The organism is Sphaerotilus montanus (genome assembly GCF_013410775.1).
In the GTDB taxonomy this organism is placed as follows: Bacteria; Pseudomonadota; Gammaproteobacteria; order Burkholderiales; family Burkholderiaceae_C; genus Sphaerotilus; species Sphaerotilus montanus.
The window spans coordinates 3,037,748-3,058,622 of record NZ_JACCFH010000001.1 but is presented as its reverse complement, the minus strand read 5'-3'; the positions used below and the strand labels follow the sequence as shown (position 1 = coordinate 3,058,622).

The following is a 20,875-nucleotide window of genomic DNA, read 5'->3' as shown; positions in this document are numbered from 1 at the left end:
TGAAGGGAAAACCAGAACAGGATTGTCGCGCAGGTCGCCTCTGGCGGTACCGCCCCGCCTCAAGGGGTTGCGCTTTCGGGCCGGACCACCGGCGGCGCCAGCCGCACCGCCGCGACCACCTGGTCCTGCTGCTGCGTCAGTGACAGCGTGGCGCTGCGCCGCGGCAGCAAGGCACTCACCAGCCCCAGACCCGAGACGGTGTCCGGCCGGCGGTCGAGCCGGAATTCCGCCGGCAGCCGTCCCTGGTTGCCGATCTCGACCCGCACCGCCTGCGGCTCCAGCAGCAAGCGGCACACCACCACCGAACCGGCCGGGCTGTGCTTGACCGCGTTGGTGAAGAGTTCGTTGAGGGCCAGCGCGATCGGGATCGATTCGCCCTCGGGCAGCAGCCAGCGCCAGCCGGGCTCGCCTTCGACCGTCAGCGCGATCGTGCGGCCGAAGGTGCGCTGCACCGACTGCGCGATCGCCTCGATGACGCTGCGCACCGCCAGCAGCCCGGTGTTGCCGACCTGCAGCCCGTAGACCTGGGCGATCGCCTGCACCTGCCCGACCACCTCGGCGATGATGGGCTGCACCTGCGGATAGCGCACCACCGCCTGCTGCATCAGGCCCGCCACGCCCTGCAGGTTGTTCTTGATGCGGTGGTGGACCTCCTGCACCAGCATGTCGCGCCGCGCGATCGCCGCTTCCAGCTCGGCCCGCTGCGCCTCGCGCTGCGTGGTGACGTCGGTGGCCACCATCAGGAGCTGGTCGACACGGTCTTCGGAACGCGCCAGCGGCAGGAAGCGGGCGTCCCAGATCTCCACGCGCCCGTCGCGTTCGATGCGGTATTCGCGCGGCGTGACCACCTGCGGATGCGCCAGTGCCTCGTCGATGTCGGACTGCAGGCTGGCGCCGGCCACGGGCGGATGGATCTGGACCAGCGAACGCCCGACCGCGGCGGGCGCCGGCAGGCCGCACAGTGCCGCCGCTGCGCGGTTGATCTGCAGCACCCGCAGCGTGGCCGCGTCGCAGACCGTGATGGCCATCGGCGCCGCCTCGATGATGCGTTGCAGCGAAGCCTGCGCCTCGGCGATGCGTGACTCGGCCTGGCGGCGCTGGTCGATGTCCATCAGCGCGAAGGTCATCTCGCGTCCCCCCTGCAGCCCCAGCGTCGCCACCGCGTTGCCGACCACCCAGAAGGTGCGCGCATCCCGCGCCTGGACCCGGCACTCGAACTGCAGCGCCTCCCCGTCGCGCAGCTCGCCGAACAGCGGCACCGTGCGCCGGAAGGGATGCCCAGCCTCGTCGGTGGCCACGATGTGCAGCGGCTGGCCCATGAAGTCGCCCAGGTCGCCGCCGAACATGCGGCGCGCCGATCGGTTGAGCCAGGAGATGCGGCCCTGCTCGTCCGCGGTGACGATGCCGACCAGCACCGAATCGAGCACGGCGCGTGTGCGGTCCGCCTGCTGGCCGAGCACGCCGGCCATGCGCTCGTGCTCGCCGGCCAGGTGCGCGAGTTCGGCCTGCTGCGTCTTCAGCCGCGTGATCTCGGACAGCACGACGATCGCCAGCGGCTGGCGCCCGGCCGGGCCGGTGCGGCGGATGGTGACGGCGTACCAGTGGCGTGCGCCGTCCTCGTCCTCCACGACCACCTCGGTCTCGTACTGCTCGCCCCGGTCGAGCACCGCGTCCAGCTGGTCGAGCGCGCCCTGCGCCCCGCCCGCCAGCAGCCGGCGGATGGTGCCGCCGACCGCCGTCCCCGGCGCCAGACCCAGCATGCGCTCGAAGCGGCTGTTGCACTGGAAGAGCACCTCGCCGTGCAGCGAGGCGATGCCGGCCGGCGAGCTTTCCAGGATCGTCGACAGCTCGCCGAGCAGCTGCTCCGCCCGCGCCTGGGCCAGATCGCGCTCGTCCTCGGCCGAGCGGTCTTCGAGCATGCACATGTAGCGCCGGCGCCCAGCCCGGACCTCGTCACAGCGCAGCAGCGCCCGCACCCAGCGCGTCTGGCCATCCGCATGCGGCAATGCGCCTTCGCTGCTGACCCAGGCACCGCCCGGCGCCATCGGCTGCGCCATCGCGCCCTGCGTCCAGCTCAGCAGCGCCCGCAGCGGCGCCGAGGCCTCGCTCAGGTCCACCAGCGGCCCGCCGGCCAGCGCCTCGAAACCCTGGTTCGCACGCAGGACCAGCCCGCGGTCATCGAACAGCGCCATGCCCATCGGGCTCAGGTCGAACCAATGGTCCAGTTCGCGCGAGAAGCGCTCGGCCTGCTCGCGCGCCGCGTGCTCGGACGTGGTGTCCTGCAGCACCGTCATCAGCAGCCGGCGCCCGCCCATCACCCCGCCTCCCGTGGCGTACCGCGTCGACCGGACCCAGCGGGCGCGGCCATCGCTGTCGATCAGGCGCGACTCGCGCAGTGCCGGGCCGATGGACTCGGCCGCCTCGCGGTCAAGCCGGTCGCGGTCCTGGCGGGTGATGTCGCGTTCGTCGGACGGGCTCAGCGCGATCGGGTCGGTGCCGATCAGCGCCTCGCGCGTGCGGCCCGTGAGGGCGAGGAACGCGTCATTGACGTCCAGCAGGCGGAAGTCCTCGTCCTGGAGCATCGCGGGAAACGGCGCAGCCCACAGCATCGCGCGCAACTCGCGCAATGGCCGCTCGATCAGCGTCAGCGGCATGCGGGACGGCGCCGAGGCGGTACTTTCCGGCGGCAGGCACAGCACCCAGGGACCACTGTCCAGACGCGACAGCACCGGGCCGGATCCGGCGCCGCTGCCGGGCGGAAAGTAGGCATCGATCCGCCCGCCGGCCAGCACGGCGCGCAGGCGGTCCTGCAGCGGCTGGCCCAGCGCAGGGCCGAGATCCGCGAGGTTCATGCCGGGTTCGCAGGGCAGGTGGCGCAGGGCGGCCTGGTTGGCGTGGACCAGCCGGGCCGAGTCATCGAAGACCAGCACGGACTCGACCAGGGCATCCAGCAGGGCAAGGGGCAGCTTCATGCCGCCAGTGTAAGCAGCGCACCGAGGCGCGCAGGAGTGCCGGACGCTCAGCCGAGCTGGAAGGCGCTGGCCAGTGCGTGCAGCAATGCGCGGTTGACGTGGCGCATCTGGAAACCATGCCGCGACACCGTCTCGCGCACATCGTGGCCGCTGCCACCTTCGAGCGTGCGCACGAGGTCGAGTGCGGCGTGGTACGGCCCGCGCTCCTCGGCCAGCGCCTGGTAGACACCATCCGGCACCGGCAGCGTGCGCAGCAGCTCGTTGAACGGACGCTGGAACATGCGGTCCAGCAGCGAGAACACGCCGCAGATGAACATCTCGTTGCGGAACTCCGGGCTGCAGTCCTCGCCCGCCAGCGCCTCCATCAGCAGGCCGCGGCGCACCGCGGCGTACATCACCGGGCGCTGGTTCTTGTCGCTGCCGGCCGTCACCAGCAGCAGCGACAGCCAGCGCTTGAGCCGCTGGTAGCCCAGCAGCATCACGGCGTGCGAGAACGAGGTGACCTCCACCGTGAGGCCGAACACCGGCGAGTTGATGTAGCGCATCAGCTTGAAGGCCAGCGCCGGATCGAACTTGAGCGTCGCCTCCAGCTGCGCCAGCGGCGCCTGCTCATGGACCAGGTGGATCAGCTGCAGCGTGACCTGCAGGTCTGGCCGCGGCGCACCGCCGGACCGGGGCACCATGACCGTCTCTTCGACCGGCCAGCCCAGCACGGCCACCGCGCCGCGCCGGAACGCGCCTTCCATCTGCTCGATGGTCTGGACTCCTTCCTGGAAGAAGCCGATCGAGCGCGTGACCCCGGCAGGCACCGGGCCGCCGTCCAGACGCCGTTCGTCGGCGAGGTCGATGATCGCGTACTTGAACGCGCCGAGCAGTGCACGCGGCAGCGGCTGGTCCGGCCGGCCGGACAGCAGCAGCGTGTTGCCGTTGTCGGCGAGTTGCAGGATGGAGTCGCGGTGCACTGGATCGCAGGCCATGAACTTCGGCACTTCGATCATCACGTTCGCGGAGGGCTGCACCATCAGCAGATCGGCCAGCAGGCCCTCGCAGCGCACCGACAGCACGACCTGCGGCCCGTCAGCCGGCCAGACCTGGCTGACCGCCGTGAGCAGTTCGCCCACCGGCAGCCAGCGGGCATGCCCGAGCGGGAACACCGACAGCCGCGTGGCCATCACGTTGCGCTGGCTGTCGATGATCGGGCAGTAACTCAGGGCCACCTGCCCGAGGATGGGAGCGTCCGGGGACTGCATGGTGGTGGGGGACACGCGCCGTGTCAGTTGCTGATGTAGTCGAACAGGGAGATCTTGCGCACCATGGAGTACGACTGGAGCGCCGCCTGGTAGGCCGTCTGCTTGGTGGAGAAATCCGAGATGCCCTGGACCATGTCGAGATCCTCGGCGTCCGAGCGCAAGCCCTTGTCCGACAGCACGCGCGCCTGCGTGCGCTCGTCAAGTCCGTCCATCTGGTTCAGCGTCTCGCCAGCATGGGAGCGCCCGACCTGCAGGTTGGCCAGCACCTGGTCGAGGTCCCGCAGACCGCGGTTGACCGCCTGTGCACGGTCACCGGCATTCGGCGGCACAGTGGCAGTCGACCCCAGCACGTCGATGACCCGGTCCAGCGCGTCGAAGACACTCAGGCCCGGACTGGACGGCTCGATGGTGAACTTGTCCCCGGCCACCGCCGCGCCCGTGATGTTCACGCTCATGCCGGGCAGACCGGCGATCGGCGTGCCAGACGCATAGCCATGGCTGTTGCTGGCCGCATCCGGAACCGGCGTGCTGAGGCCATCGCTGCCGATGAGGTTCACGCTGTAGCGCGTCGGCGTGTCGAACGTGATTTCGTAGCGCTGCCCGTCGGTCAGCGTGAGCGCGGCAGGATCGCTGACCTGGCCCGCGCTGACCCAGGCGGTGCTGCTCGGGTCCACCTGGCGGTCGGTCTCGAACACGCCGTTGCCGGTGCGGGCCTTCAGCCAGAGCGCCTCGCCATCGACCGACATCGGGAGGTCCTCGGACAAGGAGCCGGCCGCCTGGCCCGGCGTGCCCTGGTACTCGACACCGATGCCCGCGTTGGCGAACGGAACATGGTCATTGCCCTGGCCCCCGAACACGTGATGGCCGGTACCGTCTTCGGTATTCGCCACCGACAGCAGTTGCCCCTTGAGCTGCTTCAGGCGGTCAGCCAGCAGCGCACGGTCGGAGTCGTTCATGGCGCCATTGCCGGCCTCGACCAGCGTTTCGCGGGCGGTCTGCACCAGGTCGATGGCGTTTCCGATCGACGACTCGGCCACCGACATCGCGTTGCGGCTGGCACCCAGCGTACGCAGCAGGCCTTCGCTGCGGGTCTGGTCGGCCAGCGCACGTTCGGCGCGGGCGGCCCCGGCGGGATCGTCGCTGGCGCGGCTGATGCGCTTGCCGCTGACCATGCGTTCCTGGGCCTTGGTCAGGTCTTCCTGGCGGCGCATCAGGGACGAGAGGCCGAGCTGCTGGTTCAGGGCCGAAGCGATGCGAGACATGTCGATCTCCGATTCAATGCAGATTCAAGCGCAAGCGCAAGCACGATGGGCATTCATGCGCTCAGTTCATGATCGACAGCATGGTGTCGAACAGCTTCTGCGCCGTGCCCAGCACCTTCGCGGCGGCCTGGTAGCTCTGCTGGTACTGCAGCAGATGGGCGGCTTCTTCTTCGAGGTTGACCCCGGTTTCCGAGCCGAACTGGGCCTTGTTCAGCTCCGCCAGACTGCTGGAGGACGCCGAGTCCGCGGTGGCCCGCTGCACCCGCACCCCCAGATCCGAAATCAGATGGGCATTGGCATTGCTGAAGGTCTTGCCATCGATGTTGGCGGCCTTGGCCAGGTTCTGCATCACCAGGGCGTTGGCATTGCCCGAGCCGGAAGCCGTCGCTCCGGCTCCCGCGAGCTGGCGCGGATCGGTGATGGCGACCGTGGTGGAACTGGAGGCCGCGCTGACCGGTTCGAGCAGGAACCGGTCCTGCGCAGACATCGGTGCACCGCTGACATCGAAGGTGAATCCGTCCACCTGCGCGCCACTGTCCAGGCCACTGAAGACGGTCCCGTCCGACTGGCGCGTCACCTGGTAGCGCGTGTTGTCCGCCGGGTCGAGGCGCAGGCTGTAGTCACTGGCCTGCAGCTGGCTGCCCTGCCCGGCCACCCGGTTGATCGACACCCTGGAAGCGGGCTCGCCACTGCCGTCGCGCGCATTGAAGGCCGAGGCCCAGACCTTGGGTTCACCGACGCTCAGCAGGGATTGGCCGACCGCACCATCGAGGTCGGTGCCCTGGGCATGCTGGGTGTTGACGCTGTCGGCCAGCGACGTCGCCAGCAGGCCAAGTTGTGCGCGGGCATCGACCAGATCCTCGTTCTGGAACTGGAGCAGGCCGGACATCGATCCCCCGCCGATCGAGCGGCTCGTCAGTTCGCGATCGTGTCCGTTCAGATCGACCACCAGGCGCGTGCGCTCCGGCGCGCTGGCGTCCGGCACCGCCTTCAGGTCGTGGCTGGTGGTGCCCATCACCAGCGGCTGGCCACCACCGACGAACAGGCTGACCGAACCGTCCGGCTTGCCGTCCTGGCCGCGGTTGTCCACACGGTTCACTTCGATGTGCTGGCTGATCTGCGCGATCAGCTGGTCGCGCTGGTCCAGCAGATCGTTCGGCTGGTCCTTGGCGTTGCCTGTGCCGGTGAGCTGGCCATTGAGCTTGGCGATCTGCTCGGTCAGGCCGTTCACCACCGAGACCTCGTCGCCGAGCTGCTCGGTGACCGAGGTCTGCAGGGCATCGAGGTGCTCGCCGGTGCTGCGAAACCGCGAAGTCAGGTTCTCGGCTGCCGACAGCACGACCTGGCGCACCGATTCGTCCTTCGGTGCCGCCGCCATGTCACCAAACGAGGCGAACAGCCTGGACGCCGCCTGCCCCAGACCCTGCTCGCCCAGGGCGTAGCCGTCTTCGAGCTGGGTCAGCATGTCCACGCGGGTGCTGTCGGCCGAGGCCTGGGCCTGGGTCTGGTTGTTGCGGGCGGTGAGAAAGCGGTTCGCGGCCCGCTCGATCGTGTCGACGCTGACACCGCCACCGATGTAGCCGACGCCGGTGCTGCGTCCGGCCACCGTCGTGAGCCTGGTGGACTGGCGCGAATAGCCCTCGACGGCGGCATTGACGATGTTGTGGCTGGTCGTGCTCAGCTGGGTCTGTGCGGCGAACATGGCCTGCACACCCACCGTCATCAAGGAGTTCGTGCTCATGGTGGTCGGCTCGGAGATTGGTTAGGCCTGGATATCGGCAGCCAGGCCGGTTCGCCCAAGGCTGCGTTGCAGGCGTTGCGTGGTCTGGATCACGCGGGAGAGCTTGGCAGCGTAGTTCGGGTCGGTCGCGTAGCCCGCCCGCTGCAGTTCGCGGGCAAAGGCACTCGGGTCGTCGGTGGCCCGGCGGGCCGCGGCGTAGCGCGGGCTGGTGCCGATCAGCTTCGCGTAGTCGCGGAAGCTGTCCTCGTACGAGCTGTAGGCGCGGAACTGCGCCTGCACCTTGCGCGGCTCGCCGTCGATGACCTCGGTGGTCGTGATGGTGACGGACGGACCATTCCAGCCGGGCCCCGCCTTGATGCCGAACAGGTTGTACGAATTGCTGCCATCGCGGCCGCGGATCTCGCGCCGGCCCCAGCCCGTCTCGTGCGCGGCCTGGGCGATCATGAAATCGGCCGGGATGCCGCTTTCGGCGGACACGCGGGCCGCAGACTGCGCCTGGGCGCTGACAAACTGCTGCGCGTTGCTGCCGTAGGGCGTGACGGCCTGGACCGCATCGGACTCGGTCGCACCGGACAGGGCCGACACGGCGTTGCCGGTGGCCGCACCCGGCGTACTGGCACGCAGGCCGGGCAACGGCAGGAAGCGCGGATGGCCAGGCGCAGGGTCGGCCGCCGAGGCCACCCCCATCTGACGCTCCAGCTGCCGGGCGATCGCCGCGGCCAGTCCACCCGGCTGGCCGGACAGCTGCATCGCGTACTGCTGGTCGAGCATGTCGCCGCCCATCGCGGTGGCCGAGTTGGAGAGCATGCCGCTGTCCATCGTGGTCGCGCGCATGCTCTTCATCAGCTCCTGCATGAACAGGGCCTCGAACTGGCGCGAGACTTCCTTGATCGTATCGGCCGGGTTGCGGGCCGCCGCGCCGCGCAATGCGTCGAGCGAGGCGCCGCCGGCGGCAAGTTGCTGGGTGGAAGACGGGCGTTGCATGTCGATCTACCTTCTGTCGCCTCAGATGACTTCGATTTCTGCGCTCAGCGCACCAGCGGCCTTGATGGCCTGCAAGATGGCCAGCAGATCCGCGGGTGACGCACCCAGCGAGTTGAGTGCCTTGACCACCTCGGTCAGCTTCGTGCCGGCAGGCAACTGCACCAGCGCCCCGCCGTCCTGCTGCATGCGGATGTCGGTGCGCTCGGTCACGGTGGTCTGCCCGCCGGACAGCGGCCCGGGCTGGCTGACCACCGGCGTCGAGCTGATGGACACCGACAGGTTGCCGTGGGCCACGGCGCAGGCCCCCAGCGTGACGGCCTGGTTCATCACCACCGAGCCGGTCCGGGCATTGACGATGACCTTGGCCGCTGGGGCCGCCTGCTCCAGCGACAGGTTCTCGACGTCGGCCATGAAGCTCACGCGCTGGTCCGGCGTCGGCGGCATCCTGACGCGGATCACGCGACCGTCCATGGCCGACGCCGTTCCTGCGCCGAAGCGGGCATTGATGACCTTGGCCACTTCGCGGGCGGTGTTGAAGTCGCTGCTGTTGAGGTCGAGCTGCAGGAACTCGCCCTGGGCCAGCGGATTGCCGACGGCACGCTCCACCGTCGCGCCACCCGGGATGCGCCCGGCCAGCAGGTGGTTGACCTGCACCTTGGAGCCCCCCGCGGAGGCACCGGCGCCGGCCACGATCAGGTTGCCCTGGGCCAGCGCGTAGATCTGGTTGTCGGCGCCGCGCAGCGGCGTGCCGATCAGGGTGCCGCCACGCAGGCTCTTGGCATTGCCCAGCGACGACACCGTCACGTCCAGCGGCTGGCCGGGCTGCGCGAAGGCCGGCAGCGTGGCGGTCACCAGCACGGAAGCGACGTTCTTGAGCTGCATCCCGGTGCCCTGCGGGATGGTGACGCCGAGCTGCTGCAGCATCGCGTTCAGGCTCTGCGTGGTGAACGGGGTCTGGGTGGTCTGGTCACCCGTGCCATCCAGGCCGACGACCAGCCCGTAGCCCACCAGCTGGTTGGGGCGCACCCCCTGCACGCTGGCGACCTCCTTGATGCGCACGGCAGCCTGCGCCTGCGCCGGCGCCATGGCACCCAGCAGCACCACCGCGACACAGCCGAGGCGGAGCCGCAGCCAGCGCAGCGATCGGAGGTTCAGAAAGGGCATGGACATGGGTCAGATCGGCATCAGGTTGAGGAAGTACCGCGACAGCCAGCCGATCTGCTGGGCATCGGCCTGGCCGCCCCGGCTTTTCTGCTCGACGCGGACATTGGCGATCTGGGCCGAGGCCACGGTGTTGCCCGGCTGGATGGAGCGCGGATCGATCTGGCCCGAAAAACGCAGCACGTCGACGTTGTCGTTGACGCCGATCTGCTTCTCGCCCGTCACGATCATGTGGCCGTTGGGCAGGACCTCGACCACGACGGCCGTGATGGTGCCGCTGAAGTTGTTGGTGTTCTCGGTGCCCCCCTTGCCGCTGAAGGTATTGGCGCTCTCGCCCCCCACGCCGAGCTTGCCCAGCGCCGAGGCAGGCAGCAGCGGCACGGCACTGATCGATCCCGACAGCCCGCCCTTCTTCTCGATGCTGCTGGTCGAGCGTGCACTGGCACTGACACGCTCGACGATCTGCACCAGCAGCGTGTCGCCGACCAGGCGGGCGCGGTGGTCCTCGAACAGCGGGCGGTACTGGGCGTGCTGGAAGATGGCCCCGTTGTTGAGCACCGGCCGCACGGTCGGGTAGGGATGGACCGGCTCCGCTGGCACCAGATCGACCTTGGCGACGGTGGGCATGAGCTGGCAGCCGGACAGGCCACCGGCCAGGACCAGCGCCGCCAACATCCCGCGGCTGGTCACAGCTGCGTCAGACGCTGGAGCATCTGGTCCGAAGTGGTGATGGCCTTGGAATTGATCTCGTAGGCGCGCTGGGTCTGGATCATCGCCACCAGCTCCTCCACCACGTTGACGTTGGAGGTCTCGATGAAGCCCTGCGAGAGGGCGCCCATGCCGTCCGAGCCGGGCGCTGCGGCCACGGGCGTGCCGGACGCAGCGGTTTCCGTGAAGAGGTTCTGACCGCGCGGCTCCAGGCCCGCCGGATTGACGAAAGAGGCCAGCGTGAGCTGCCCCACCGCCTGCGGTGCCGCCTGGCCAGGCATGGCCACCGACACCTTGCCGTCCTGCGCGATGGTGACCGACTGCGCATTCGGCGGAATCGTCACGCCGGGCTGCACGAGCTGGCCGTTGTTGGTGACGAGCTGGCCGGTGGCGTTGAGCTGGAAGGCGCCGTCGCGGGTGTAGCCGGTCGTGCCGTCGGGCATCTGGATCTGGAAGAAGCCGTTGCCCTTGATCGCCACGTCCAGCGAGTTGGTCGTCTGCTGCAGCCCGCCCTGGCTGAACTGGCGCGAGGTGGCGACCGTGCGCACGCCCAGGCCGACCTGCAGGCCGGTCGGCAGCTGCGTCTGCTCGCTGCTGGCAGCCCCCGTCTGGCGCAGGTTCTGGTACATCAGGTCCTCGAACACCGCGTGCGATTTCTTGTAGCCGTTGGTGGCGACGTTGGCGAGGTTGTGCGAGATGACGTCCAGCTGGGTCTGCTGGGCTTCCATCCCGGTCTTCGAAGTCCACAGGGAGCGCATCATGGTGGGGGTCCTTGGTTCAGTTCAGGGACAGCAGCTGCTGGGCCTGCTGCTCGTCTTTTTCGGCGGTCTGCATCGACTTCATCTGGGCCTCGAACTGCCGGGCCGCGGCGATCATCGCGACCATCGTGCTGACCGCGGAGACGTTGGAGCTTTCGAGCGCGCTGTCCTGCACCTGGGCGGCGGGGTCGGCATCCAGATCACCGGCCGGGCCACGGAACAGGCCGTCCTCGCGGCGCTGGAGCGGCGTCTCCGGAGTGACCAGCTTGAGCCGGCCGACCGGCGCGGGCACGCCACCCGGCACACGGGCGCTGACCGTGCCGTCGCCCGCGATGCTGACATCGGCGTTTGGCGGCACGCTGATCGGGCCACCACCGCCGATCACGGTCAGGCCGGTGCGGGTGACCAGCGTGCCCTCGGCGCTGACTTCGAGCGATCCGGCGCGGGTGTAGGCCTCGGTGCCGTCCAGGCCCTGCACGGTCAGCCAGGCGTTGCCCTTGGTGGCGACGTCCAGGCTGCGGCCGGTGGCCACCACATTGCCCGGCGCCGGGTTGTAGCCGGTGGTGGTTTCCAGCGCGTAGGCACGGGTCGAGGCACCGTCGCCCAGCACCGGCACGGCACGGAACGACTGCAGCTCCTCGCGGAAGCCGTTGGTGGACACGTTGGCGAGGTTGTTGGCCAGGACGTCCTGGCGCTGCATCGTCGCCTTGGCGCCCGACATCGAGAGGTAGATGCGGCGGTCCATGGTGGTTCAGCCCGTGTTCAGCGCAGGTTGACCAGGGTCTGCAGGACCTGGTCCTGGGCCTTGATCGTCTGCGCGTTGGCCTGGTAGAGGCGCTGCGCGGTGATCATGTTGACCAGCTCGCCCGTCATGTCGACGTTCGACTCCTCCAGCGCGCCGGACTGCAGCACCCCCAGCGTTCCTGAACCGGGGGCGCCTGACAGGGCCGCGCCCGATTCAGGCGTGCCCATCCAGGCATTGCCACCCACAGCCCGCAAACCCTGCGCATTGCGGAAGCTGGCCAGTTCCAGTTGACCGGCGCCACGGGTCAACCCATTGGAATAGCGTGCGTTGATGACACCATCGGCGTCGATCGTCAATCCAGTCAGCTGCCCCGGTGCATTGCCGTTCTGGCTCGATTCCGAGATGGTGAATCCAGTACCGAACTGCGTCACGTCGCTCATGTCGAACTTGATGCCAGCAATCGCGGCATGGCTGGTATCCATGGGTATGTCAGGAAGCGTAATCGACCCCAATGCTGTCCCATCGGACAACTTGGGATGAAGCCCTGCCGAATCGAACGTCAGACCTTCGATGATCGGCTTGGCCGGGATTGCATCCCCGAGAACCTTTCCACCAACCGCAGCATAGATATTCCATTGGTCCTTGCTCCCCACAGTCGCCGCAGCCGACTTCTGAAAATAGAATTCCACAGTCGCCGGCTGGCCCTTCGCGTCATAGGCCTGCACTGAAGTAGCGTTGTTGTAGGTGGTCGCGTCATCCAGCTTGATGCTGTCGGTCGCTGGCACAGTCGGGGTCGGCATGGTGACCTTGCTGCGTGAATCCAAATTGAGCGCCATGGAAATTTTGCCCGTTTCCTTGGGGTCCAGCCCTCCGGTCGGAAACTGCAGATCGGTCCGCACACCCGTCTGGATAGCACCCTGCGGATCGACACCATAGCCCTGCACACGCTGGTTCTGCCCATTGACGACAAAGCCTTGATTGTCGACCTTGAATTGGCCATTGCGCGAATAGAGCAGGTCACCGGAGCTGGATTTGAGCTGGAAGAATCCATCGCCATTGATCGCCACATCCATGGAGTTGCTGGTCGACACCAGGCTGCCCTGGGAAAACTGTTGGGCAATGTTCGCCACGCGTACACCGATGCCCACATTGCCCGACCCACCGACAGAATTGGCGTACACGTCGGCAAACTCTGCACGGGATGATTTGCTGCCGTAGGTACCGGCATTGGCAATATTGTTGCCGATCACCTCCAGATTCTTGCTGGAGGAATTCAGACCGGAAAGTCCTTGCTGGAAACTCATGGGGATGCTCCTGGAACAGAATGTGACGCAGAGACGCGAGGAGGGTTGTCGGAATCAGCCGCCGAAGGCGCGCACGTCGCGGTAGGCGACGGTGCCGCCGCTCTTGAGCTGCAGGCTGAGACCGCCGGTGGCGGTCGAGCTGACGGCGCTGACCTGGTCGCGCATCAGGGTGGTGGCCGCGACACTGGCCGTGCCGGAGGTCGCGGTCACGCGGAAGCGGAAGCCCCCAGCGTCGGTCACGCCCTCGGCCGGCGTCCAGTCGAAGCTGTGGCGGCCGCCTGTCTCGGCGCCCATGTCCAGCGTGTCGACCACCCGGCCGGCACTGGAGAGCACCTCGACCTTGACCGCATCGGCCGCACCACCCAGCTCGAAATGCCCCGTGCCGCTGCCGCTGCTGACGTCGATCGTGTTGCCGGGCACCACGACCGAGTTGCCGACCAGCGACGCCCCCTGCATCGCCTGCATCTGCAGCAGCTGCGCCGACATCGCCTTGATGCTCTCGTTGACAGTCCCGAGGCCCGACACCGTGTTGATCTGCGCCATCTGGCTGGTGACCTGGGCGTTGTCCATCGGGTTGAGCGGATCCTGGCTCTGCATCTGCGTGACCAGCAGCTTCAGGAACTGGTCGGAGGCCTCCTGCATCTTGGAGGCCGTGGTGCTGGCGGTGCTGCTGTTGAGCTGGCTGTAGGCGGTCGAGGCGTCGGTCGCCTTGGTCGCGGTGGAGGTCGTGGTGGCCATGGTGTGGAAGATCCTTGCGGCGGTGATCAGCCCTGGCCCATCTGCAGCGTCTTGAGCAGCAGGGTCTTGGCGGTGTTCATCACTTCGATGTTGTTCTGGTACGAGCGCGAGGCCGAGATCATGTTGACCATCTCCTCGACCGGGTTGACGTTGCTGTAGGTGACGTAGCCGTTGCCGTCGGCGTTCGGATTGCCGGGATCGTGGACACGGCGTCCGTCCGCGGTGTCTTCGCGGACCTGCGCCACCTTGACGCCTGCTGCGCCGTTGTCGCCCATCGGCACGGTCTGGAAGACCACCTGGCGCGCCTTGAAGCTCTTGCCATCCGGGCCGGCCGCCGTGTCGGCGTTGGCCAGGTTGGTGGCCACCGTGTTGAGCCGCTGGCTCTGTGCGCTGACGGCGCTGCCGGCGATGTGGAAGATGTTGAACATCGACATGGTTGCCCCTTTCACTGGCCCTTGATGGCGTCGAGCATGGTGCGCAGGCCGCTGTTGATGAACTGCAGCGTGGCCTGGTACTTGACCGCGTTGTCGGCGAAGCTGGCCCGCTCGCGGTCCATGTCCACCGTGTTGGCGTCCAGGTTGGTCTGGCTCGGTGCGGCGTAGAGCATCTGGCTGTCGCGCATGGCGGCGGACGCGCCCCCCGTGGCGAGGTGACGCGCGTTGGTGCCGGCCAGCAGGGCCGGTGCACCGATCGTGGCGCCCGAGCCTGTCATCTGCTGCAGCGTCTTGGCAAAGTCGATCTCGCGGGCCTGGTAACCCGGCGTATCGGCATTGGCGATGTTGCTGGCGATCAGGCGCTGGCGCTCCGAGCGCAAGGTCAGCGCCTGGGTCTGGAATTCGAGTGAAGCGGATAGGCGGTTCAGCATGGCAGTGTCGGCAGCAGCGGCAGCGGGTTCGACCACGGGGACCCGGTGTCGATGCAGACCCGCACCGGGGGCTCGGAGCCGATTCTTGATGCGCGGTGCTGCGCTCGCTCCCACGAATAGGGCAACCAGCGCGGCCCATCTTGCAGGCTAGCGGCGGTCAGGTGACTCCTACAGTGGACAGCACCATGATCAGCCTGCCTCTGCTCCGCCAATCCTCTGCCCCCGGCTCTGCCCAGGCACCCGAGCCCCTGGGTGCCGATCGACACCGACGACCATCGCGTCTGGTGGTGGCCCTGGCCTTGACGGCGGGACTGGCCATGGTCGCCGCGACCGCATGGGCCGACACGGTGCCGGACGGCACCCTGCCGTCCGCGCTGTCCCTGCGGGTTGTCGAGGTGACACGCTCGGCCATGGCGGATGCGGGGGACGCCCGCATCGAGGTGCTCCCCGGCCAGCTCGATCCGCGGCTGCGTCTGGCACCGTGCCAGCAGATCGACGCCTACCTGCCACCCGGCAGCACGCCCTGGGGACGCACCCGCGTGGGGCTGCGCTGCACGAGCGGGCCGGTCGCCTGGAACGTCTACCTGCCGGTGACCGTGAAGGTCTGGCGCAAGGCGATCGTCAGCACGACCGCCCTGCCCGCCGGCACGGCACTGTCGGCCTCCGACCTGCAGCTCGCCGAAGTGGATGTGGCCGGTAGCAGCAGCCCGGTCTACACCGAAACGTCACGGCTGCTCGGTCGCCGCCTGATCAACCCGGTCGGGCCGGGCCTGCCTGTCCGCGGTGACAACCTGCGGGTGCGCCAGTGGTTTGCTGCCGGGGACAAGGTGACACTGGTCTACAAGGGCGACGGCTTCGAGGCGTCGACCGACGGACAGGCGATCAACTCGGGCCTGGAAGGCCAGTCGGTGCGGGTCCGTGTGGGCTCGGGTCAGGTCATCACGGGAATGCCGACCGGAGAAAACCGCGTCGAGGTGCGCTCATGAGCCGCAAGGTCCGACGCGACGCCGCCCGGTCATCAAAAGTGGAAATAGACGCACCGGAACCCGTCAATTCAACCCGCATCTGCACAAATCTGCTCGAAAACCGCTCGTACGGGGGAGGATTTCCCGAAGCTGCACTCCATCCCGCTAAAGTGGCTGGCGCGACCACCGATATCAGACTCAACGCCCGTCAACCGGGCCTGATTCGGCTCGAAGGAGTACGTGATGAAGATCGGCAATATCGCCCAGACCTCGGCGACGGCCCCCGTCAGCCTCGGCACCCCCCCCCGTGCGGCTGAAACGCCACATGAGGCCCCGGAAGTTTCGGCGCCCGAAGACACCGCCAGCACCAAGGTGGAAGTGTCTGAAACCGCCTCGACCCTGCTCGAACGCGCCCCGGACGACTTTGACAGCGAAAAAGTCGATCGCATCCGGCAAGCCATCTCCAATGGCACCTACAAGGTCAATGCCGAAGCGATCGCCGACCAGTTGCTCACCAACGCACAGGATCTGCTGGGCCACCTCGGCCAGAAGCCCTGAGACCGCTGTCCGGCCTGACCGGGCAGCGTGTCGCATCGATCCATCGACCTGACACACCTGCCCATGAACACCCTGAATCTGCGCCCTGCCCCCGTGCATTGCCCCGACGCCGCCGATCTGGAGCGTCTGCTCTCGGCGGTCGAGGGCGATCTGGATGCCCTCGGAGATTCGCTGCGCCTTCGGGACAGCACGCGCATCGAGCGCCATTCCGGCGATCTGCGCGAGGCGCTCACCCGGGCCCTCGACGGCTTCACGCGTGCCTCCCGGTCCGGCCAGATCCCCGCCGCGCTGCGCGCCAGGCTCGTGAAGGCCAGTGGTCAGGTGGCCGTGCAGCGCGAGTCGCTCCTGCGCGCGACCGTGGCGCTGGACGGTGCCCTGGAAGCACTGCTGCCGCGCGAGGATGCCGTGGTCTACGGCCGGCTCGACAGCCGCAGTTCAGCGCTGTTCACGCACTGACGGCACCTGCAGTGCCGCGACGATGATGCGCCGCACCAGATCCACATCCACCGACTGGCTGTAGCGGAACTTGAGGATGCGCATGCCCTTGCCGGCGCCCTCCAGTTGAGGAAATTGCTCGACCAGCAGCGCACCCTGGAAGAACTGCAGGTGCGCCTGGCCCTTGTGCGGCAGCAGCGTCACCAGGGGACTGCCCCGGACCAGGAACATCAGACTGCCCCAGCGCACCGCCTGGTCAATGTCCGGTGCCGCCGCCAGCACGGCCTTGTGCAGCGCCATGGCCGTGGCCACCTGGCCCGGTGGCAGCGAATCGAAGAAGCTGGCCACCATGGCTGCCGGTCGCGCGAGATGTCGCATGTCGGGACGGGGTCTGTCGCGCTCAGGTCCTGGGCAGGGTCACCCCCGTCTGGCCCTGGTACTTGCCGCCGCGGTCGCGGTAGCTGGTCTCGCAGACCTCGTCGCTCTCGAAGAACACCACCTGCGCGCAGCCCTCGCCCGCGTAGATCTTGGCCGGCAGCGGCGTGGTGTTCGAGAACTCCAGCGTCACATAGCCTTCCCACTCTGGCTCGAACGGCGTCACGTTGACGATGATCCCGCAGCGGGCATAGGTCGACTTGCCCAGGCACACCGTCAGCACGCTACGCGGGATGCGGAAGTACTCGACCGTGCGCGCCAATGCGAAGCTGTTCGGCGGAATGATGCAGACGTCGCCCTTGAAGTCCACGAAGCTGCGCTCGTCGAAGTTCTTGGGATCGACCACCGTGGAATGCACGTTGGTGAAGATCTTGAATTCGTCCGAGCAGCGGATGTCGTAGCCATAGCTGGACGTTCCGTAGCTGACGAGCTTGCGGCCATCGGGCGCGTAACGCACCTGAGCGGGCTCGAACGGCTCGATCATGGCGTGCTGCTCGGCCATCCGCCGGATCCACTTGTCGCTCTTGATGCTCATGTCGTTGTCAATTTCGGGGTACGCAGGGCGGGGGCGTGATTTTATGGGTATCTGGTGCCAGTGCCGACCTGTATCAGAGGAGATTCACGCGAAGTGGTTCCTTCTGACCCAAGCCGACAGCGCATCCACCAGCGCCACCAGCCCGATCATCGCCAGCAGCACCGTGCAGGCCTCGCGCATCTGGAACAGGCTGAGGTGGAAACTGAGTATCTGGCCCAGCCCCCCTGCGCCGACCACGCCGAGCACGGCCGCGGCGCGGATGTTGTTCTCCCAGCGGTAGAGGCTGTAGGCCAGCCACTGCGCCGAGACCTGCGGCAGCGTGGCGAACAGGAACACCTGCACCACGCCCGCGCCGCGGCTGCGCAGCACCTGCGCCGGCTCGGGCGGCACGTTCTCCAGCGCCTCGGCCAGCAGCCGACCCAGCACGCCGGTCGTGTGCAGCGCCAATGCCAGCGTGCCCGGGAGCGGCCCCAGTCCGGCCGACACCAGCAGCAGCGCCGCCCAGACCAGCTCCGGCACCGCACGCAGCAGGTTGAGCACCGCGCGTGCCGCCCCATGGACCAGCGCCGCCGACACCCCGCCCGCCAGACTCGCCGGCACCGCCAGCAGCAGCCCGAAGAGTGCCGCCAGCCCGGTGCCGAGCAGCGACATGGCCAGGGTTTCCAGCGTCGCCCAGCCGGTCTTGCGCAGGAAGGCCGCGCCGGTCTCCGGCGGAAAGAAGCTGGCGAGGAAATGCCCCATCTGCCCGAGCGCCTGCGGACCGAGGAAGTCCGACCAGCGCAGCGACAGGCTCCAGAAGCTCGCGCCCACCAGGGCCAGCAGCGCCAGACCCAGCACGGGCAAGGCGCGGCTGCGCAGCGGACGCGGCGGCAAGGGCAGCGACTCCCGGCTCATGCCAAGCCCCGGCGGATCCACGCGCTCACCCGGTCCGACAGCGCCACCAGCGCCATGAAGACCAGCAGGATCGCACTCACCTCGCCGCCCGCGAACATCTTGGCCGCGTTGTCGAGCTGCTGCCCGAGCCCGCCCGCACCGACGAAGCCCAGTACCACCGACGAGCGGATCGCACATTCCCAGCGGTAGACCGTGTAGCTCGCCAGCTCGTTGGCGGAGGCCGGCAGCGCCGCGTACAGCCAGGTCTGCAGCCGCCCGGCGCCGTGGCCCAGCAGCGCCTGCGCGGGAGCGGCATCGGCGCTTTCCAGGATCTCGGCCCAGACCTTGGCCAGCATCCCCCCGTAGGCGATGGCGATGGCCAGCACGCCCGCCGTCGGCCCCAAGCCCACGACCCGCACGAACACCAGCGCCCAGACCAGCTCCGGCACCGAGCGCAGCACCACGGTGAACGCGCGCACGCCCTGCCGCAGCCACGCCGGCCCGCGCGCCATGCGCCCGCCGACGGCGCTGACGGACAGCCGCTCGGTCATCGCCAGCGCCAGCGGCAGCGCGATCAGGCCGGCCAGCGCCATGCCCGCCGTCGCGATCGCCACCGTGCGCCAGGTCTCGCGGGCCAGCAGCGCGAGGAACTCCGCGTCGTGGCGCGGCGGCACGAACTCGGCCAGAAAGCGCCCGGTCACGCGCAGGCTGCGGGCGTCGAACAGCGTCCACGGCTGGAACTCGGCCAGCACCAGCAGCGGCCACAGCACCACCGCCGCCGCCAGCAGCCCCAGCCAGCGCCGCTGCAGCGCCGGATCGCGCGCGGCCACCGCACTCGCCACCGCGGCAGCGTTCATCGGCACATCGCCTGCGGCAGCAGCGCAGTGAGCGGAGCCAGCTCGACCAGCGGCGGGGCCTGCGGCGCGAACACCGCCCCGCCGTACAGCGCCTGCAGCCGCGCGTCGTCCAGCCCGTCGGACGGTCCGTCGTAGACCACCCGCCCCTCGCGCAGCGCCACCGTGCGCGGAAAACAGCGCCGCGCCACCTCCACCTGGTGCAGCGAGCACACCAGCGTGCGGCCCTCGGCGCGCGCCGTCTCGGTCAGCCGGCGCATCACCAGCTCGGCCCGGGCCGGGTCGAGCGCCGACAGCGGCTCGTCGACCAGCCACAGGTTCGCATCCGCCACCAGCAGCCGCGCCAGCCCGACCCGCTGCCGCTCGCCGCCGGAGAGCCGGTCGACACGCAGCCAGAGCTTGTCCGGCAGGTCGAGCGCCACCAGCGCCCGTTGCACGCGCTCGGCGTCCGCCAGCCGCGGCGTCCACAGCGTGCGCAGGCTGGCCCACAGCGACATCTGCGGCAGCCGCGCCGCCAGCACCGCCGTCACCACCCGCTGACGCGGCGGCAGCGGCGGCACCTGCGGCGCGAGCAGCGCCCGCGCCCGCTGCCGCTGCCGGGCAGCCGTGCCCAGCGTCCACGGCTCCTGGCCGAACAGCGCCAGCCGCCCCGCCGAAGGACGCAGCATCCCGGCCAGCGCCAGCAGCAGTGTCGTCTTGCCGGCACCTGACGCACCGATCACCGCGACCTGCTCGCCCGCCGCCAGCTGCAGATCGATGCCTTTCAGCACCGGCGCAGCCCCCGGCATCGGCGCGACCTGCAGTCCGCCCAGATCGACCACCGCTGGCCCCAACCGACTCACGCCCGGCTCACTTCAGCAGTCCGGCCTGCTCGGCAGCGCCCTTGATGCCGTTGTAGTTGTCGGCCTTGGTCGGGATGAAGCGGCTGGCGCGCTGCAATGCCAGGATCTCCTTGCCACCAGGCGCCGACTCCAGCGCCAGGAAGGCCGCAGCGATCTTCTCGCGCAGCGCAGCGGGCATGTCGGCGTGCACGCTCCAGTTGTAGTCGTAGTAGCCGGGGGTCGTGTAGAACACCTTGACCACGGCCGGATCGACCTTCTTGTCGGCGACGAACTTCTCCCAGACGGAGATGTTCAGCGCGCCGGCATCGACCTTGCCGCTGGCGACGGCCGCGATGGTCGCGTCGTGTGCGCCGGAGAAGCTCACGCGCTTCAGGTCCGCATCCGGGTTGATCTTCGCGGCCAGCAGGTAGCTGCGCGGCATCAGGTGGCCCGAGGTACTGGAGGCCGAGCCGAAGCTCAGCGTCTTGCCCTTGAGGTCGTCGAGCTTGGTGATGCCCGAGGCCGCGTCGGTGATGAAGACCGAGCGGAACTTCTCGTCCTCGGCCCGCTGCACCAGCGGGATCACCTTGCCGCCCGAGCGCACATTCGCCTGCACGAAGGTGAAGCCGCCGAACCAGGCGAGGTCCACCTTCTTGTTCACCAGCGTCTCGACCGCCGCGGCGTAGTCGGTCACCGGCGTCCACTCGACCTTCATGCCGAGCTTCGCTTCCAGGTACTTGCCCAGCGGCTCGAACTTGCGCGCCAGTTCGGTCGGGGATTCGTCGGGGATCGCGGTCACGCGCAGCACGGCCTGGGCCTGCGCGGTCAGTGCGGCACCCGCCAGCGCGGCCCCCAGTGCGAGCAGTCGGACGCTGCGGGCAGCGGTCATCGGGATTCTGGTCATGTTCACG

General features: G+C 68.7%; 22 protein-coding genes. 3 read left to right on the top strand and 19 right to left on the bottom strand.

Going from position 1 to position 20,875, the window contains the following annotated elements:
• Window positions 1-59 precede the first annotated feature (59 nt).
• From BDD16_RS14000 to flgB, 13 genes are all read right to left on the bottom strand, one after another.
• Window positions 60-2,972, bottom strand: coding sequence for a PAS domain S-box protein (locus tag BDD16_RS14000; RefSeq protein ID WP_179634518.1), 2,913 nt, complete (start codon window positions 2,970-2,972; stop codon window positions 60-62).
• A 47-nt stretch (window positions 2,973-3,019) separates the two neighbouring features.
• Entirely contained in the window at window positions 3,020-4,222 is a 1,203-nt protein-coding gene (locus BDD16_RS13995) for an EAL and HDOD domain-containing protein (RefSeq protein WP_179634517.1), read from the bottom strand.
• Between the two features lie 23 nt (window positions 4,223-4,245).
• Window positions 4,246-5,484: a flagellar hook-associated protein FlgL gene (flgL, locus tag BDD16_RS13990; protein ID WP_179634516.1), complete on the bottom strand. Its 1,239-nt coding sequence runs from the start codon at window positions 5,482-5,484 to the stop codon at window positions 4,246-4,248.
• A 61-nt stretch (window positions 5,485-5,545) separates the two neighbouring features.
• Complete coding sequence (gene flgK, locus BDD16_RS13985; protein WP_179634515.1) at window positions 5,546-7,225, bottom strand: flagellar hook-associated protein FlgK; 1,680 nt, start codon at window positions 7,223-7,225, stop codon at window positions 5,546-5,548.
• A gap of 21 nt (window positions 7,226-7,246) precedes the next feature.
• The gene (flgJ, locus tag BDD16_RS13980; RefSeq protein WP_179634514.1) at window positions 7,247-8,209 is read right to left on the bottom strand and encodes a flagellar assembly peptidoglycan hydrolase FlgJ; all 963 of its coding nucleotides are present in this window, start codon (window positions 8,207-8,209) and stop codon (window positions 7,247-7,249) included.
• 21 nt (window positions 8,210-8,230) lie between these two features.
• Window positions 8,231-9,379, bottom strand: coding sequence for a flagellar basal body P-ring protein FlgI (locus tag BDD16_RS13975; RefSeq protein ID WP_375139075.1), 1,149 nt, complete (start codon window positions 9,377-9,379; stop codon window positions 8,231-8,233).
• 3 nt (window positions 9,380-9,382) lie between these two features.
• Entirely contained in the window at window positions 9,383-10,045 is a 663-nt protein-coding gene (locus BDD16_RS13970; RefSeq protein WP_179634513.1) for a flagellar basal body L-ring protein FlgH, read from the bottom strand.
• An 11-nt stretch (window positions 10,046-10,056) separates the two neighbouring features.
• A complete protein-coding gene (flgG, locus tag BDD16_RS13965; protein WP_179634512.1) occupies window positions 10,057-10,839 on the bottom strand; it encodes a flagellar basal-body rod protein FlgG in 783 nt (260 codons plus the stop codon).
• Window positions 10,840-10,855: 16 nt separating this feature from the next.
• Window positions 10,856-11,581, bottom strand: a complete 726-nt coding sequence (locus BDD16_RS13960; RefSeq protein ID WP_179634511.1) for a flagellar basal body rod protein FlgF — start codon at window positions 11,579-11,581, stop codon at window positions 10,856-10,858.
• Between the two features lie 17 nt (window positions 11,582-11,598).
• Complete coding sequence (gene flgE / locus BDD16_RS13955) at window positions 11,599-12,885, bottom strand: flagellar hook protein FlgE (protein WP_179634510.1); 1,287 nt, start codon at window positions 12,883-12,885, stop codon at window positions 11,599-11,601.
• A gap of 54 nt (window positions 12,886-12,939) precedes the next feature.
• Window positions 12,940-13,623, bottom strand: a complete 684-nt coding sequence (locus BDD16_RS13950; protein WP_179634509.1) for a flagellar hook assembly protein FlgD — start codon at window positions 13,621-13,623, stop codon at window positions 12,940-12,942.
• Window positions 13,624-13,649: 26 nt separating this feature from the next.
• Window positions 13,650-14,057, bottom strand: a complete 408-nt coding sequence (gene flgC / locus BDD16_RS13945; RefSeq protein WP_179634508.1) for a flagellar basal body rod protein FlgC — start codon at window positions 14,055-14,057, stop codon at window positions 13,650-13,652.
• An 11-nt stretch (window positions 14,058-14,068) separates the two neighbouring features.
• The gene (gene flgB, locus BDD16_RS13940; protein ID WP_179634507.1) at window positions 14,069-14,488 is read right to left on the bottom strand and encodes a flagellar basal body rod protein FlgB; all 420 of its coding nucleotides are present in this window, start codon (window positions 14,486-14,488) and stop codon (window positions 14,069-14,071) included.
• Between the two features lie 185 nt (window positions 14,489-14,673).
• On the opposite strand from flgB, the gene flgA reads away from it, so the two are divergent.
• The 3 genes from flgA to BDD16_RS13925 all read left to right on the top strand — a co-directional run bounded on the left by flgA (window position 14,674) and on the right by BDD16_RS13925 (window position 16,467).
• Window positions 14,674-15,474, top strand: coding sequence for a flagellar basal body P-ring formation chaperone FlgA (gene flgA / locus BDD16_RS13935; protein ID WP_246332553.1), 801 nt, complete (start codon window positions 14,674-14,676; stop codon window positions 15,472-15,474).
• Window positions 15,475-15,696: 222 nt separating this feature from the next.
• The gene (gene flgM / locus BDD16_RS13930) at window positions 15,697-16,011 is read left to right on the top strand and encodes a flagellar biosynthesis anti-sigma factor FlgM (RefSeq protein ID WP_179634506.1); all 315 of its coding nucleotides are present in this window, start codon (window positions 15,697-15,699) and stop codon (window positions 16,009-16,011) included.
• Window positions 16,012-16,074: 63 nt separating this feature from the next.
• Window positions 16,075-16,467 carry a hypothetical protein gene (locus BDD16_RS13925; RefSeq protein WP_179634505.1) on the top strand — a complete coding sequence of 131 codons (393 nt, stop codon included), beginning with the start codon at window positions 16,075-16,077 and terminating at the stop codon, window positions 16,465-16,467.
• Here BDD16_RS13925 and BDD16_RS13920 read toward each other — a convergent pair.
• From BDD16_RS13920 to BDD16_RS13895, 6 genes are all read right to left on the bottom strand, one after another.
• On the bottom strand, window positions 16,447-16,824 hold the full coding sequence (locus BDD16_RS13920; protein ID WP_179634504.1) for a DUF1801 domain-containing protein: 378 nt from the start codon (window positions 16,822-16,824) through the stop codon (window positions 16,447-16,449). The two genes, BDD16_RS13925 and BDD16_RS13920, sit on opposite strands and share 21 nt — an antisense overlap.
• Window positions 16,825-16,846: 22 nt before the next feature.
• Window positions 16,847-17,416 (bottom strand): dCTP deaminase, encoded by a 570-nt coding sequence (gene dcd, locus BDD16_RS13915; protein WP_179634503.1) that lies wholly within the window; start codon window positions 17,414-17,416, stop codon window positions 16,847-16,849.
• Window positions 17,417-17,500: 84 nt separating this feature from the next.
• The gene (gene phnE / locus BDD16_RS13910) at window positions 17,501-18,310 is read right to left on the bottom strand and encodes a phosphonate ABC transporter, permease protein PhnE (RefSeq protein ID WP_179634502.1); all 810 of its coding nucleotides are present in this window, start codon (window positions 18,308-18,310) and stop codon (window positions 17,501-17,503) included.
• Window positions 18,307-19,146: a PhnE/PtxC family ABC transporter permease gene (locus BDD16_RS13905; protein WP_179634501.1), complete on the bottom strand. Its 840-nt coding sequence runs from the start codon at window positions 19,144-19,146 to the stop codon at window positions 18,307-18,309. Before BDD16_RS13905 ends, phnE begins: the two co-directional genes overlap by 4 nt.
• Complete coding sequence (locus tag BDD16_RS13900) at window positions 19,143-19,985, bottom strand: phosphonate ABC transporter ATP-binding protein (RefSeq protein WP_310733994.1); 843 nt, start codon at window positions 19,983-19,985, stop codon at window positions 19,143-19,145. Before BDD16_RS13900 ends, BDD16_RS13905 begins: the two co-directional genes overlap by 4 nt.
• Window positions 19,986-19,992: 7 nt before the next feature.
• Window positions 19,993-20,868, bottom strand: a complete 876-nt coding sequence (locus BDD16_RS13895; RefSeq protein ID WP_179634500.1) for a putative selenate ABC transporter substrate-binding protein — start codon at window positions 20,866-20,868, stop codon at window positions 19,993-19,995.
• Window positions 20,869-20,875 lie beyond the last annotated feature (7 nt).